This window comes from Burkholderia pyrrocinia (assembly GCF_022809715.1).
GTDB lineage: Bacteria > Pseudomonadota > Gammaproteobacteria > Burkholderiales > Burkholderiaceae > Burkholderia > Burkholderia pyrrocinia_C.
On record NZ_CP094460.1, the window covers coordinates 1,857,536 to 1,872,043 of the forward strand.

The 14,508-nt window shown below is 66.7% G+C and carries 15 protein-coding genes and 1 pseudogene; 12 read left to right on the forward strand and 4 right to left on the reverse strand.

Translation table 11 applies throughout. The features are described from left to right. Positions 1-183 precede the first annotated feature (183 nt). Positions 184-1,104 carry a LysR family transcriptional regulator gene (locus MRS60_RS25155; RefSeq protein WP_243565744.1) on the reverse strand — a complete coding sequence of 307 codons (921 nt, stop codon included), beginning with the start codon at positions 1,102-1,104 and terminating at the stop codon, positions 184-186. Positions 1,105-1,208: 104 nt separating this feature from the next. Here MRS60_RS25155 and MRS60_RS25160 point away from each other — a divergent pair, with 104 nt between their 5' ends. The 4 genes and pseudogenes from MRS60_RS25160 to MRS60_RS35065 all read left to right on the forward strand — a co-directional run. Further along, the gene (locus tag MRS60_RS25160; protein ID WP_243565745.1) at positions 1,209-2,114 is read left to right on the forward strand and encodes an alpha/beta hydrolase family protein; all 906 of its coding nucleotides are present in this window, start codon (positions 1,209-1,211) and stop codon (positions 2,112-2,114) included. Positions 2,115-2,181: 67 nt separating this feature from the next. Further along, the gene (locus MRS60_RS25165; RefSeq protein ID WP_432207837.1) at positions 2,182-2,385 is read left to right on the forward strand and encodes a hypothetical protein; all 204 of its coding nucleotides are present in this window, start codon (positions 2,182-2,184) and stop codon (positions 2,383-2,385) included. A gap of 45 nt (positions 2,386-2,430) precedes the next feature. Then, positions 2,431-3,300, forward strand: coding sequence for an NmrA/HSCARG family protein (locus MRS60_RS25170; protein WP_034181728.1), 870 nt, complete (start codon positions 2,431-2,433; stop codon positions 3,298-3,300). Positions 3,301-3,442: 142 nt separating this feature from the next. Then, positions 3,443-3,559: pseudogene (locus MRS60_RS35065) on the forward strand (peroxidase-related enzyme); the annotation flags it as partial. 36 nt (positions 3,560-3,595) lie between these two features. Here MRS60_RS35065 and MRS60_RS25175 read toward each other — a convergent pair. Continuing rightward, positions 3,596-4,471 carry an SDR family NAD(P)-dependent oxidoreductase gene (locus MRS60_RS25175; protein WP_243565746.1) on the reverse strand — a complete coding sequence of 292 codons (876 nt, stop codon included), beginning with the start codon at positions 4,469-4,471 and terminating at the stop codon, positions 3,596-3,598. A 188-nt stretch (positions 4,472-4,659) separates the two neighbouring features. Next, positions 4,660-5,238 (reverse strand): TetR/AcrR family transcriptional regulator, encoded by a 579-nt coding sequence (locus MRS60_RS25180; protein ID WP_105391060.1) that lies wholly within the window; start codon positions 5,236-5,238, stop codon positions 4,660-4,662. Between the two features lie 202 nt (positions 5,239-5,440). Here MRS60_RS25180 and zwf point away from each other — a divergent pair, with 202 nt between their 5' ends. Next, a complete protein-coding gene (gene zwf, locus MRS60_RS25185) occupies positions 5,441-6,916 on the forward strand; it encodes a glucose-6-phosphate dehydrogenase (RefSeq protein ID WP_034181725.1) in 1,476 nt (491 codons plus the stop codon). Positions 6,917-7,015: 99 nt separating this feature from the next. Here zwf and MRS60_RS25190 read toward each other — a convergent pair whose 3' ends face one another. Then, entirely contained in the window at positions 7,016-7,960 is a 945-nt protein-coding gene (locus MRS60_RS25190) for a LysR family transcriptional regulator (protein WP_243565747.1), read from the reverse strand. Between the two features lie 101 nt (positions 7,961-8,061). On the opposite strand from MRS60_RS25190, the gene MRS60_RS25195 reads away from it, so the two are divergent. The 7 genes from MRS60_RS25195 to MRS60_RS25225 all read left to right on the forward strand — a co-directional run bounded on the left by MRS60_RS25195 (position 8,062) and on the right by MRS60_RS25225 (position 14,448). Next, positions 8,062-9,264 carry an MFS transporter gene (locus MRS60_RS25195; RefSeq protein ID WP_034181723.1) on the forward strand — a complete coding sequence of 401 codons (1,203 nt, stop codon included), beginning with the start codon at positions 8,062-8,064 and terminating at the stop codon, positions 9,262-9,264. A gap of 32 nt (positions 9,265-9,296) precedes the next feature. Beyond that, complete coding sequence (locus MRS60_RS25200) at positions 9,297-9,620, forward strand: MoaF-related domain-containing protein (protein WP_034181830.1); 324 nt, start codon at positions 9,297-9,299, stop codon at positions 9,618-9,620. Between the two features lie 13 nt (positions 9,621-9,633). Continuing rightward, positions 9,634-10,596 (forward strand): LLM class oxidoreductase, encoded by a 963-nt coding sequence (locus MRS60_RS25205; RefSeq protein WP_243565748.1) that lies wholly within the window; start codon positions 9,634-9,636, stop codon positions 10,594-10,596. Between the two features lie 150 nt (positions 10,597-10,746). Beyond that, on the forward strand, positions 10,747-11,553 hold the full coding sequence (gene dkgB / locus MRS60_RS25210) for a 2,5-didehydrogluconate reductase DkgB (protein ID WP_243565749.1): 807 nt from the start codon (positions 10,747-10,749) through the stop codon (positions 11,551-11,553). 64 nt (positions 11,554-11,617) lie between these two features. Continuing rightward, positions 11,618-12,733: an alkene reductase gene (locus MRS60_RS25215; protein WP_243565750.1), complete on the forward strand. Its 1,116-nt coding sequence runs from the start codon at positions 11,618-11,620 to the stop codon at positions 12,731-12,733. Positions 12,734-12,753: 20 nt separating this feature from the next. After that, positions 12,754-13,758 (forward strand): aldo/keto reductase, encoded by a 1,005-nt coding sequence (locus tag MRS60_RS25220; RefSeq protein WP_175749557.1) that lies wholly within the window; start codon positions 12,754-12,756, stop codon positions 13,756-13,758. Positions 13,759-13,929: 171 nt separating this feature from the next. Continuing rightward, complete coding sequence (locus MRS60_RS25225; protein WP_131949156.1) at positions 13,930-14,448, forward strand: DUF3455 domain-containing protein; 519 nt, start codon at positions 13,930-13,932, stop codon at positions 14,446-14,448. Positions 14,449-14,508 lie beyond the last annotated feature (60 nt).

Below are 14,508 nucleotides of genomic sequence, written 5' to 3' on the forward strand. Positions count from 1 at the left end.
CAGGGTTAGTGCGGAGTATTGAGTGGGCTTGTGTAGCTCCCGATTGGATACGAAGACAACTTTCGATCAGATGCGGATATCGTTTTCCGACGCAGGCCCAGTACGTCCGTGGTACATGGCGTATCCACACGCCTTCCGGCAGCGTGCCCGCCTTCCTGCGACATCTCTTCACGGGTGACGTGATTACGAGCGTGGCCGTGAAAGCCGCGCACCATCATCTAACCGAATCCGCGCGGCGAGCAGGTCGACGAAGGCGACCACCTTTGGCGAAAGATGACGTCTCGTCGGGTAGAGCGCATGCACGGGGATTTGTGCGAAGGACCAATCGGCGAGCAGGTGCAGCAAGCGCTTGCTGCGGACGTCGTCGGCACAGAAGAGCTCAGGCAGGCATGCGATCCCCACGCCCGCAAGGGCGGACTCGCGGGCGATCTCCATGTCGTTGACCGTCAGTCTCGGCCGGATACGGACCTCGACACGTTTGCCTCTCGATTCCAGAGTCCAGACGTGCGGCGTCGCTCCGCCGCCGAACGCGACACATGCGTGGCTCGTCAGTTCGGCAGGTGTTTTCGGAACGCCATGACGTTTGCTGTATTCGGGCGCCACAACGAGCATGGACTTCGCCGTTCCGAGGTTGCGCGCGACGAGCGTCGAATCGACGAGCGCACCCGCTCGAATGGCCACATCGAAGCGCTCCTCCACGAGATCGACGAGACGATCGGAGCACACCATCTCGACTGCCACCTCCGGATGACGAACGAGGTACTCGGCGACGATCGGTCCCAGCGTGCTGGACGACATGGGAACCGCGATCCGCAGCACGCCGCGCGGCGTCCCACGCATTCCCGCCACTGCGCTTTCGGCCTCCTCGATGTCGCTCATGGCGGGGCCGACACGTTCGAATAGAACGCGGCCGGCCTCGGTGAGGCTCAGCTTGCGCGTCGTCCGCTGGATGAGTCGCTCGCCGACCCGCTCCTCAAGGTCGGAGATCTTTCGGCTCACCGTGGACTTCGGCAGGTCCATGCGTCGCGCCGCTTCGCTCAGGCTTCCCGCCTGGATAACCCGAACGAAGACCACGAGCTGGTTGAGGTCAATTGTTCCATTCATGGAACGATGATGTCAAAAATCCATAGCTTGTGCAACAAATGGCCGCACCGTATCTTGGCGGAGTGGAAAGACACCGCTAAACGGAAAGAGAAGGAGAAACTGTCATGCCGGATGTTTCGGAAATGATTCAAGGTTTGGCCAGAGGTCTCAGCAGCCCGGTTCGGGCACCGATCCTGCACACGCCGGATGAGTACGGGATGGCATACGAGGACGTCACGTTCCCGTCGCTGGACGGCACCCCGCTGGAGGCATGGTGGATTCCCCGCCCGGGCTCGAACAAGCTGGTCATCGCCAACCACCCGATGCCCATGAATCGCTACGGCTTCCCTTCGCACCTTCCCCGGTGGCAATTCGTCCCCGGCAATGACATCGAGGTCAATTACATGCGGGAGTACCAGCACCTGCATGAGGCCGGCTACAACGTGCTGACCTACGACGCGCGCAACCACGGCCACAGCGGCGGCGCCAATGGCGACATCTTCACCTGGGGGCTGTTTGAATCCCGCGACGTGGCTGGTTCGCTGAAGTACGTCAAGTCCCGCCCGGACACCCGCAACATGAAGCAGGGTCTGCTCAGTCGCTGCATGGGCGCTAACGCCACATTCGTCGCGAGAACCCGACACCCGGAGCTCTTTGCCGACGTACAGGCCCTGGTTGCCCTGCAACCGATCTCGATGCGCGCCATGGTCGAGCGCAACCTTGGGCACATGGGGCTCGCGGACCAGTTCGACGTCGTTGACCGTGAAGTACAACTGATCACCAGCTTCAAGATCGATCAGGTGTCGCCGCTGGAATACGCCAAGCACTGGCAGGCGCCAGCCTTCCTCCTCCAGGTGCGCGACGACGCGCTGACCAAGCCGGCCGACGTGCAGTCGATCTTCGACAACATCCCCGTCGCCGACAAGAAGCTGTTCTGGATCGAAGGCAGCACCCGACGCTGGGACGGCTACAACTACTTGTCCGAACGTCCGGAACAAATGATCGAATGGTTCGACAAGCATATGCGTTGAACCCGTTTCATCCTGAGCGCGCGACGTCGTCGAGGCATGCCGACATGCCCTTCGAGGACTTTGGCGTGTGTATGTCATCGAGCTGGTCGCCGAGGGCGACACACGGTTCGTGCTCGGCTCGGCCACGCAGCACCCTCACGCACCCGTGCTCGGCCACTACTCCGTGCACACCAGCATCGAGGCGCTACGACTGGGCGAGGCCGAGATCCGCCGCATCGGACATCAACTTCGTTCCGAGGGCAAACAGAGCAATGCGCTACGGTCGATCTGACGTCAGCGTGGGATGGATACTCCTTAAACAATCGATTCCCCTACCATGACTTTCGGAACCATCGTCGTGCTCGGTGCCACGGGGCAACAAGGCGGTGCCGTGGTCCGCTCGCTGAGAGCGGATGGCCAGTGGCACATTCGCGCGCTTTCCAGAAATCCTGACTCCGACGTGGCGCTGCAATTGGCCGCGGACGGCATCGAGATCGCCGCGGCCGACATGGACGACCCCGCCTCTTTGCGGACCGCCTTTGTCGGCGCCCATGGCGTTTTTTCAGTTCAAGGCTCGGAGCAAGGTGCGGAGGTCGAGACTCGCCGGGGTATAGCCGTGGCGGATGCCGCGCTCGCGGCAGGGGTCGAGCACTTCATCTATGCGTCGGTGGGAGGCGCCGATCGGCGCTCGGGCGTCGCGCATTTTGAAAGCAAGTGGCTGGTCGAGGAGCACATTCGCAGCATTGGCCTGCCAGCCAGCATCGTCCGTCCCGTGTTCTTCATGGACAACTTCAGTAAGCCCGTGCTACGAGCCGCGCTGTTGGCACTGTTGCGCAGCTATGTGCCCGCGACGAAGCCGCTCCAGATGATCGCAACGGTCGACATTGGTAATTGGGTTGCGCAGGCCTTCGCCCAACCAGGCAAGTTTCTCGGCAAGTCCGAAGAAATCGCCGGCGCGGAGTTGACTCGTGCGCAGATCGTCACGGCCTTCAGGCAGCACGGCTGGTCGGCCGGGCTGCCGTTCCCGCTGCCCAGGTTGCTGTTACGTCCATTGCCCTCTGACGTTCGCAGAATGTTCGAGTGGTTCGGGGTGGCCGGCTACCGCGCCGATATCCCGGCGCTGCTGGCGCGCCAGCCGGATGTGCGTACTTTTGACAAGTGGCTCGTTGGACAACGCGATACATCGTCGAACACCAAGCCAATCTAGAACTCAGCAACCCGTCGCTCATCTTGCAGGATCGTCGTGATCGTCGAACCCGCGCAGGCGAACACCTGGGTCCTCGAATGAGGATCGCCAGATTCGCCGCTATAGGCAGGAGTCAGGCCGTTGACTGCATGGAACGGCCGTCACTGAAGACGATATCGGGAACATGGCGTCGATCTCCGCATTCGTCGGCATGTCGAATCGCCTCGCGAACGTGACGAACATGCGGCCCAACGCGCAGTTGCACGCGCTGGGCCATTGAGCGCACGCCGGCGGCGGCCACACGAACGACGCTCGCTCACTTGCCGGCCTTCAACGCCTCCAGCCCCGCCGGCAGCTTCGCATCCGGAAACTGCGTGGACAGCGTCGCGTCGCGCCACCGCGCCGCCTCTTCCGCGCGCTGCGTTTCCGCCTGTTCGCACACGAACAGCGCATCGCCGCCGAGCAGCAGGCGCATCGGCACGTCATCGCGACGCGACAGCTCGACGATCAGCTTCGCGATCCGCACCGGATCGCCGACCTCGTGGCCGCCATACGCGCCGAGCAACTCGAGAATCTTCCCGACCGACGGCTGGTAGTCGGGCAGCAGACCGTCGACACTGCGCTTCGCCTGCGCGGCCCATTCGGTACGCATCCCGCCCGGCTCGAGCGTGCACACGCGCACACCGAACGGCGCGACTTCCTTCGACAGCACGTCGCTGAACCCGCCGACCGCCCACTTCGCCGCCTGGTACGCGGACAAACCGGCCGTCGACGTGCGCCCGCCGACCGACGACACCTGGAAGATGTGCCCCGCGCGCTGCGCGCGCATCGTCGGCAGCACCGCGCGCGTCAGGTTGATCACGCCGAACAGGTTCGTTTCGATCTGGTCGCGGAAGTCGTCGGCGCCCATCTGTTCGAACGGCGCCGTATGGCCGTAGCCCGCGTTGTTCACCAGCACGTCGATGCGGCCGAACGCTTCGCGTGCCGCCGCGACGGCCCGCGCGGCCGCCGCTTCGTCGGTGACGTCGAGCGCCACCGGCAGCAGCCGGTCGCCATGACGCTCGGCCAGATCGGCCAGCCGCGCGGGATCGCGCGCACCGGCCACCAGCCGGTCGCCCGCCGCCAGCACGGCCTCCGAAATCGCTCGCCCCAGGCCGCGCGCGGCCCCTGTTACCAGCCAGACTTTCGACATTTTTCCACTCCTCGAAAAGATGAAACCATGAAAATGAATGATTACTCACTCATTAATATGGGCGATGCATCGATGATTCGTGCGATGCGTCGCCCTGCCTGAAACCGTCCCGCCTTCCGTCGTGCGGCGCACGCACCGCCTGTGCCGTCGCGACGGCCAACTCTTCCGTCACATCGTTCGTCTCACGCTCACACCGCGTGCAGCACGGCCCACAACGCACGAAACCCGGCTTCGCGATACGCATCGGCCCGCGCCGGATCGCGCGCAACCGACTCCATCGCCGTTTCCGCGATCGACGTAAACAGCGCCGCGCAGAACGCGTGCGCTTCGTCGGCCGTCAGCCCGCGCGACGCGACGATCTGCTCCCGCAGCAGCGAGCGGATCGTGCCGAAGCCTTCGGCGCCGGCCGCGCGATGCGCGTCGTCGATACGCCCGCTCACGCCGAGCTGCTGCAGCGCGCGCCGCCCGTCCGGATTCGCGACACCCCACGATACATAGCCGTTCCACGCATGCCGCACGGCCTGCTCGGCCGGCGCGCCTTCCGGAAACCCGACCATCATCGCTTCGCGCATGTCGGCCTTCAGGCTCAGGTACAGCGCGTTCAGCAACGCATCCTTGGTCTCGAAGTACGTGAACACCGTGCCTTCCGCCACGCCGGCGAGCCGCGCAATGCGCGCGGTCGTCGCGGTCGCGCCGTCCTCGGCAAGCGCGCGGGCGGCGGCGGCGAGGATGGCTTCGTGCTTGTCGGGACTGCGCGGTCGGGCCACGTTCGATTCCTTTAATGAGTGAGCGCTCAATCATAATCAGGCCGCCCGACGGAACGCAAGCCCTGTTACATCTTGGGGGAACGCACACGCAATCCATCAAAACCGTGCACTATTATCGTTTTGCCGTACCGGTGCCGGCACATCGGCGCCCGATGCCTTCGACGTTCGTTTCACGTTCCCCGTTTCAAACCGCGAACCACTCATGACGAATCAGCCTACCCAGACCGCGGCCGACCGGCCCGTCGACATGATCATCTTCGGCGGCGGCGGCGACCTGGCCGCCCGCAAGCTGTTGCCCGCGCTGTACATGGCGCACCTGCACTGCAACCTTCCGCCCGAAACGCGCATCATCGCCGTCGGCCGCCGCGACTGGGGCATCGACGGCTATCGCAAGTTCATGGACGAGCAGTCGCGACCGTTCATCGACGAGAAGGCGTTCAACGCCGATGCATGGAGCCGTTTCCTCGACCTGTTCAAGTACGTGCTGATCGACGTGAACGCGCCGGACGACTACCTGCGGCTCGCCGAAGCGGCGCGCGGCGACGCGATCCGCGTGTTCTACCTGTCGACGTCGCCGGAGCTGTTCACGACGATCTGCGACAACCTGTCGGCCGCGCACCTCGTCGACGCGCGCTCGCGCGTCGTCCTCGAAAAGCCGCTGGGCCACGATCTCGCATCCGCGAAGGCGATCAACGATGCGGTCGGCAAGCACTTCGAGGAATCGCAGATCTATCGGATCGACCATTATCTCGGCAAGGAAACCGTGCAGAACCTGATGGTGCTGCGCTTCGGCAACCCGATCTTCGGGCCGCTGTGGCAGGCGCCAAACATCCGCAGCGTGCAGATCACGGTCGCGGAAACGGTCGGCGTCGGCAGCCGCGCGGGCTTCTACGACCATACCGGCGCGTTGCGCGACATGGTGCAGAACCACCTGCTGCAGCTGCTGTGCATCGTCGCAATGGAGCCGCCCGTGTCGCTCGACCCGGACGCGGTGCGCGACGAAAAGCTGAAGGTGCTGCGCTCGCTGCGGCCGATGACGTTGTCGGACGTCGCGCGCGAAACGGTGCGCGGCCAGTACACGGCCGGCGCGGTCGACGGCCAGCCGGTCAAGGGCTATCTCGAGGAAGACAACGTGCCGGCGGACAGCCGCGCGGAAACCTTCGTCGCGCTGCGCGCGCACATCAACAACTGGCGCTGGGCGAACGTGCCGTTCTTCCTGCGCACGGGCAAGCGGCTGCAGCGCCGCCAGTCGGAAATCGTGATCGAGTTCGCGGACATGCCGTTCTCGATCATCCCGACCGGCCCGCGCCATTACGGCAACCGCCTCGTGATCCAGCTTCAGCCGGAAGAGTCGATCCAGTTGCAGATGCTCGCGAAGGAACCGGGCAGCGGCATGAACATGGTGCCCGTGAGCCTGAACCTCGACCTGCAGCAGGCGATTCCGGAACGGCGCGCGGAAGCGTACGAACGGCTGCTGATCGACGTGATCCGCGGCCGCCTCACGCACTTCATGCGCCGCGACGAGCTCGAAGCCGCATGGTCGTGGGTGGAGCCGATCCTCGACGGCTGGAAGCAGCTCGGCGACCGGCCGCGCCTGTACACGTCGGGCACGTTCGGGCCCGCGGCCTCGTCGGCGCTGCTCGCGCGCGACGGCATGTCCTGGTCCGAAGAGGCGTAACCGCAACACGACGGCGTGCCGCCGCGCGGCACGCCTGGCCAATCGGGGCGTATGCCCGCCCCGTCTTTCCCTTCTTCCCCCGCAAGCCGCCCGCCGCCGCTAGCGCGGCTCCAGCCACGCGGCCTTGCGCCGGGCCGGCGCATCGCTGCCGCTGCTGCCGCCGCCCAGCACCTCGATCATGTAATCGACGAACGACGCGATCCGCGACGAAATCGCGGTATTGCGGTAGTACACCGCATGGATCGGCTGCTCGACGTCAAGCGTCTGGCGCGCGAGCACCTGCACGAGCCGCCCCGCTTCGCGATCCTGCGCGGTCATGAAATCCGACAGGCAGACGATTCCCGCGCCGTCCAGCGCGAGCTGCCGCAGCGTCTCGCCGCTCGACGACCAGATGCCCGGCTCGATGCGGCACGGCTCGCCGTCGGTGCCGAGGATCGGCCACACGTTCAGCGATTCGGGCTGCGTGAAGCCGAGCAGCGTGTGCTTGCCGAGATCCTCGACCTTGCGCGGCTGGCCGTGCGCTTCGACATACGCGGGGCTCGCGAGGATGCGCAGCCGGCTGTTGCCGATGCGCCGGCTGTGCAGCGTCGAATCCTTCAACCGGCCGATCCGGATCGCGACGTCGGTGCGCCGCTCCAGTAGGTCGATGATCCCTTCGTTGCTGTTCAGCTCCAGCTCGACCTTCGGGAAGCGTTCGCGGTAGCCGCGCACGAGCGGCACGATCACGTGCAGCATGAACGGCGTCGCGGCATCGACGCGCAGGCGCCCCGACGGCATCTCGCGCCGCGCGAGCATCTGCTCTTCCGCGTTCTCGACCGATTCGATGATCGCGCGCGCGTCCTGCAGGAATGCGCGCCCTTCCTCGGTCAGCTCGAGCCGGCGCGTGGTCCGGCGCAGCAGCGTGGTCTTCAGCTTCTCCTCGAGCCGTGCGAGCGTGCGGCTCGCTGCCGATACGGTGAGGTCGAGCTGCTGGGCGGCAGCGGTGATCGAACCGGTGTCGACCACGGCGGCAAAGGCCTGGAGTTCGTCGAGCGTGACTTTCATTGTTGATCTGAAATCAAAACAATTTGGTTTATAGACCAGTTTTTCCGCAAAAGTAAAGGCGGCACACTGCGATCCATCCTTACTGGAACCAGGATCCCATCATGCCACTCGCCCTGCTAGCGCTGACCATCAGCGCGTTTGCCATCGGCACCACCGAATTCGTGATCGTCGGGCTGATCCCGACGATCGGCGCCGACCTCGGCGTCAGCCTGCCGTCGGCCGGGCTGCTCGTCAGCCTGTACGCGCTGAGCGTCGCCATCGGCGCGCCGCTCCTGACCGCGCTCACCGGCCGCGTGCCGCGCAAGACGCTGCTCGCCGCGCTGATGGCGCTGTTCACCGTCGGCAACCTCGTCGCATGGCAGGCGCCCGGCTACGAATCGCTGATCGTTGCGCGCATCCTCACCGGCCTCGCGCACGGCGTGTTCTTCTCGGTCGGCTCGATCATCGCGACCACGCTCGTGCCGAAGGACAAGGCGGCCAGCGCGATCGCGACGATGTTCAGCGGGATGACCGTCGCGTTCGTCGCCGGCATTCCGCTCGGCACCTTCATCGGTCAGCATTTCGGCTGGCGCGCGACGTTCCTGATCGTCGCGCTGTTCGGCCTCGTCGCGTTCCTTGGCGCGGTCGCATTCGTGCCGCGCGCCCTGCCGCAAACGCCGCCGGCGCCGCTCGCCCGCCAGCTGCGCGTGCTCACGCAGCCGCGCCTGCTGCTCGTCTTTGCGATGACGGCCGTCGGCTACGGCGGCTCGCTGATCGCGTTCACGTACATGGCGCCGCTGCTCGAACAGATCGCCGGCTTCACGCCGTCGCAGGTCAGCCTCGTGCTCGTCGGCTACGGCGTGTCGGTCGCGTTCGGCAACGTCTGGGGCGGCAAGCTCGCGGACGCCGTCGGCCCCGTGAAGGCGCTCAAGCGGATCTTCCTGCTGCTCGCGATCGTGCTGCTCGCGCTGACCTTCACGATCCACGTCAAATGGCTCGCGGTGCTGACGATGCTCGCGTGGGGCGCGGTCGCGTTCGGCAACGTGCCGGGGCTGCAGGTGTACGTCGTCAAGCAGGCGCGCCACTTCGCGCCGGACGCCACCGACGTCGCATCGGGCTTCAACATCGCCGCGTTCAATCTCGGCGTCGCCGGCGGCTCGTCGCTCGGCGGCCTGATCGTCGCGAACGTCGGCCTCGGCCACACGCCGTGGATCGCCGCGGTCGTCACGCTCGGCGCGTTCGCGCTCACCGCGTTGAGCGGCCGTCTCGACCGCCACCAAGGGCTGCCGGCACGCACGGCAGAACCCGTCGAACTCGCCCATTGAACGTCACACCCTTTTTGCAGGAGCTGATCAGCATGAACGCATCGACCCAGCGTCCGCCGTTCGCCGGCAAGACATTCGAAGTCCGTTACGACGGCCTCGCCGCGCTCAACGCGTATGACGAGGACGGCCGCCGCATGCGCTACGAGATCACCGAAGGCGCATACGCCGGCGCGAAGGGCGAAGTCGCCTGCACGTGGCAGCACATCGCCGGCGAAACCTACGCGATCTCGTGGCAGGAAGCCGACCGCGCGACGGTCGTGCACATCGACGATTTCGCCGCCGGCACGTCGCGCTCGTTCTTCACCGCGTCGTCGCTCGATTTCTACCGGCTCGAAGGCAGCCTGCGCGCGGTCTGAACGGAGCCCGACCATGTCCACTTCACTCGACAAACTCGCCGACGGCGGCTTCAGCGTCGGCATCGAACTGCCGCTCGACAACGACTGGTCGCCGGCCGGCGACGCGAAGCGCCAACACGACGGCCGCCGCCCCGGCGTGCCGGACCTCGCCATCCACGCGGAGCTCGCGCAACTGGCCGACACGCTCGGCTTCCGCGCGCTCTGGGTGCGCGACGTGCCGGTGTACGACCCGTCGTTCGGCGACGCCGCGCAGGTGTTCGAAACGTTCTCGTATCTCGGCTACCTCGCCGGCATCACGCGCGACATCCTGCTCGGCACGGCGGCCGTCGTGCTGCCGCTGCGCGAACCGCTGCTGACGCTGAAATCGGCCGCGACGATCCAGGAACTGAGTGGCGGCCGCCTGCTGCTCGGCGTCGCGAGCGGCGACCGGCCGGTCGAATATCCGCTGTTCGGCCGCGACTTCGCATCGCGCGGCGCGAATTTCCGCGACCAGATCGCACTGCTGCGCGACGGCGCGCGCGGGCATCTGCCGCCCGGCCTCGACGTGCTGCCGGCCGCCCGTTCGCCGGTGCCGCTGCTCGTCGCGGGTCTCGCACAGCAGACGCCCGCGTGGATCGGCGAGCACATGGACGGCTGCCTCGCGTATCCGGGCACGCCGGCCGACCACGCGCAGCGCGCCGCGAACTGGCGCGCCGTGGCAGGCGACAAGCCGTACGTGAGCTTCATCCACCTCGACCTCGCGGAAGACCCGCACGAACCGCTGCAGCGGCACCGCTTCGGCGCCCGCGCGGGACGCATCGCACTGACCGAAGAACTCGCGGCGATGCGCGACGCCGGCGTGCGGCACATCGGCCTGCATTTCCGCCGCAACCGCCGTCCGCTCGACGAGACGATGGCCGAGATCGCAGCGGAGGTGCTGCCGGCGTTCCATGCGAATGCGAACACGAGCGCGAGCGCGCAAACACGCGTCGCATAAGGCCGGCATCGGCCCGCAGCGGGCCCGGCTCTCAACCGATATTTGAATTCAAATCAAATATTTTTGACCTCTAAAGGCGTTTATCTCATCAGTCTCAAACGCCAGAATGACTCGCATACCGCAACCGTTCCCCTCTCCCTGGAGCACACGATGAGCAAGATTCCCGCATTCGGCCTCGGCACCTTCCGCCTGCAAGGCCAGGTCGTCATCGACTCGGTCCGCAACGGCCTCGAGGTCGGCTACCGCGCGATCGACACCGCGCAGATCTACGGCAACGAAGCCGAAGTCGGCGCAGCGATCGCCGCATCGGGCGTGCGCCGCGAAGACCTGTTCCTCACGACGAAGATCTGGGTCGACAACTACGCGCCGGACAAGCTCGTACCGAGCCTCGAAGAAAGCCTGCGCAAGCTGCGCACCGACCATGTCGACCTGACGCTGATCCACTGGCCGGCCCCGGACAACGGCGTCGCGCTCGACACGTTCATGACCGCGCTCGCCGATGCGAAGGAAAAGGGCCTCACGCGCCGGATCGGCATCTCGAACTTCAACATCGAACTGACGAAGGAAGCGATCGCGGCCGTCGGCAAGGATGCGATCGCGACGAACCAGATCGAACTGAGCCCGTACCTGCAGAACCGCAAGCTCGTCGAGTTCCTGAACCGCGAAGGCATCCACGTGACGTCGTACATGACGCTCGCGTACGGCAAGGTGCTCGGCGACCCGGTGATCGGCGCGATCGCGCAACGTCATCACGCGACGCCCGCACAGGTCGCACTCGCGTGGGCGCTGCAGCTCGGCTACTCGGTGATTCCGTCGTCGACGAAGCGCGAGAACCTCGCGAGCAACCTGCTCGCACAGACGCTGCGCCTGACCGACGAAGACATGGCGCAAATCGCCACGCTTGACCGCAACGGCCGCGAAGTCGACCCGGCCGGCCTCGCGCCGAAATGGGACTAAGCGCGCCGCACTCTCGATCGACCCGTCTGCGGCCAGCCGGCCGCGGCACCGACAGGAATTCATCATGACCCAGGACCCGCTTTTTCAACCGCTGCGACTCGGCGCGCTGACGCTGCCGAACCGCATCGTGATGCCGCCGATGACGCGTTCGCGCGCAAGCCAGCCCGGCGACGAAGCCAACGAACTGATGGCCGCGTATTACGCGCAGCGCGCGAGTGCGGGCCTGATCGTCAGCGAAGGCACCTATATCGCGCCGCTCGGCAAGGGCTACGCGTGGACGCCCGGCATCCACACGCCGTCGCAGGTCGCCGGCTGGCGCAAGGTGACGGACGCCGTGCATGCCGCGCACGGCCGCATCTTCGCGCAGCTGTGGCACGTCGGCCGGCTCAGCCACACGAGCCTGCTCGGCGGCCGGCAACCCGTGTCGTCGTCGCCGATCCAGGCGAAGGGCGTGAACGTGTTCATCGCCGGTGAAGACGGCAGCACGCCGGGCTTCGTGCAGGCGTCCGAGCCGCGCGCGCTGACGGTCGACGAGATCAGCGAGATCATCGGCCAGTACCGCGCCGCCGCGCGCCACGCGATCGAAGCCGGCTTCGACGGCGTCGAGCTGCACGGCGCGAACGGCTATCTCGTGAACCAGTTCATCGATTCGAACGCGAACACGCGCACCGACGCGTACGGCGGCTCGCTGGAACACCGGCTGCGCTTCCTGCGCGAAGTCGCGCAGGCGCTGATCGAAGGCACCGGCGACGCGTCGCGCGTCGGCATCCGCCTGGCGCCGCTGACCACGCTGAACGGCTGCGTCGACGACGATCCGGAAACGACCTACCTCGCCGCCGCGAAGCTGCTCGGCGAACTCGGCGTCGGCTACCTGCACATCGCGGAAGCCGACTGGGACGACGCACCGCTGATGCCGGTCGAATTCAAGCGGCAACTGCGCGCCGCGTACCCGGGCGTGCTGATCTACGCCGGTGCATACACCGCCGAGCGTGCGCGCGAAGCGATCGCCGCCGGCTGGGCCGACCTCGTCGCATTCGGCCGCCCGTTCGTCGCGAACCCCGACCTGCCCGAGCGCCTGCGCACCGGCGCCGCGCTCACGCCGCACGACCGCAACACGCTGTTCGGCGGCGGCGCACAGGGCCTGACGGACTATCCGACGCTCGCGCAAGCCGCCGCGTGAACGATCCACAGGAATCCGACATGAGAATCACGCTCCCTTCCCGCCTGGGTTTCGGCACGGCGCCGCTGGGCAACATGTATCGCGACATCCCGAACGAAGAAGCACTGGCCACAGTCGACGCGGCCTGGGAAAACGGTATCCGCTACTTCGACGCCGCGCCGCTGTATGGCGCCGGCCTCGCCGAGCTGCGCCTCGGCGAAGCGCTCGCAGGCCGTCCGCGCGACGAATATTCGCTCGGCACGAAGGTCGGCCGGCTGGTCCTCGACGAACACGAGGACGCGTCGCAGCGCGATCTCGGCGAGAAGGGCGGACTGTTCCGCCATGGCCTGCCGAACAAGATCGTCTACGACTACACCGAGGACGGCACGCTGCGCTCGATCGAAGCGAGCCTCGAACGGCTGCGCACCGACCGGCTCGACACCGTGTGGATCCACGATCCGGCCATCGACTTCCACGGCGAGCGCTGGCTCGACGTGTTCGACGTCGCGATGTCGGGCGCGGCGAAAGCGCTCACGCGGCTGCGCGACGAGAAGGTCATCAAGGGCTGGGGCCTCGGCGTGAACCGCGTCGAGCCGTGCGAGCTCGCACTCGAACGCTCGGATCCCGACGGCTTCCTGCTCGCCGGCCGCTACACGCTGCTCGACCATGCGGGCGCGCTCGAACGGCTGATGCCGGAAAGCGTCGCGCGCGGGCTCGGCATCATCGTCGGCGGTCCGTACAATTCCGGCGTGCTCGCCGGCGGCACCCACTTCGAGTATCAGCCGGCGACGCAGGACATGCTCGATCGCGTCGCGCGCATCCGGCAGATCGTCGAACGCTTCGGTGTGGACGTCCGCGCGGTGGCGCTGCAGTTCTCGCTCGCGCACCCGGCCGTCGCGGCCGTGATCCCCGGCGCCAGCCGGCCCGATCGCATCGACGAGAACCTGCGGCTGGCCGCGGCGCCGATTCCGTCCGAACTGTGGGACGAGCTGAAGGCCGAGCACCTGATCGCCGAACACGCGCCGACGCCGGCCGGCGCGGCCTGAGCCGCTTGCGCGCGACCGCCGCGACGAGCGGCCGCGCATAGCCGTTCGGTCGCAATCGCGGCGACTATCGCCGCGATTGCCATTTCCACATTGCAGCCTGCGCAATCGGCGTCTAGCGTTTACGGGATCGACTCCGCACGACCGTCACCCGACCTGAAAGGACGCCCCGCCATGCCAAGCCGCTCCCCGAAACGCGACATGCGGCTGGCCCTCGCGGCCGGCCTTTCCTTCGCGGCTATCACGTTGCCGGCTTACGCCGAAGATGCGGCCGGTCTCGCGCCGCCCGAGCCTGCGACGCCGGTACTGTCGACCACCGCGACCGGCGTGCAGATCTACGCATGCGAATACGACAATGAACACCGGCTCGCGTGGACATTCCAGCGCCCGGAGGCGATGCTGTTCGACGCCGGCGGCACGCTCGTCGTCCGACACGGCGCGGGGCCGTCGTGGGAAGCGCTCGACGGCAGCCGCATTACCGGCAAGAAACTCGCGGAAGCGCCGAGCGCACGCCCGAACAGCATTCCGCAACTGCTGCTCGCCGCAACGCCGGCTGCAACCGGCACGCTGGCCGGCGTGCGCTTCGTGCAGCGGCTCGATACCGCGGGCGGCACGCCGCCGGCCGCAACGTGCGCGACCGAACATGCGATCGGCCGCTTCCCGTACTTTGCGCGCTATGTGTTCCTGAAGTGACGCGTACGGCGCCTGAAGCGCCGGGCGCCATCCTGCCACCCGCCGTCACGCATCCATTTA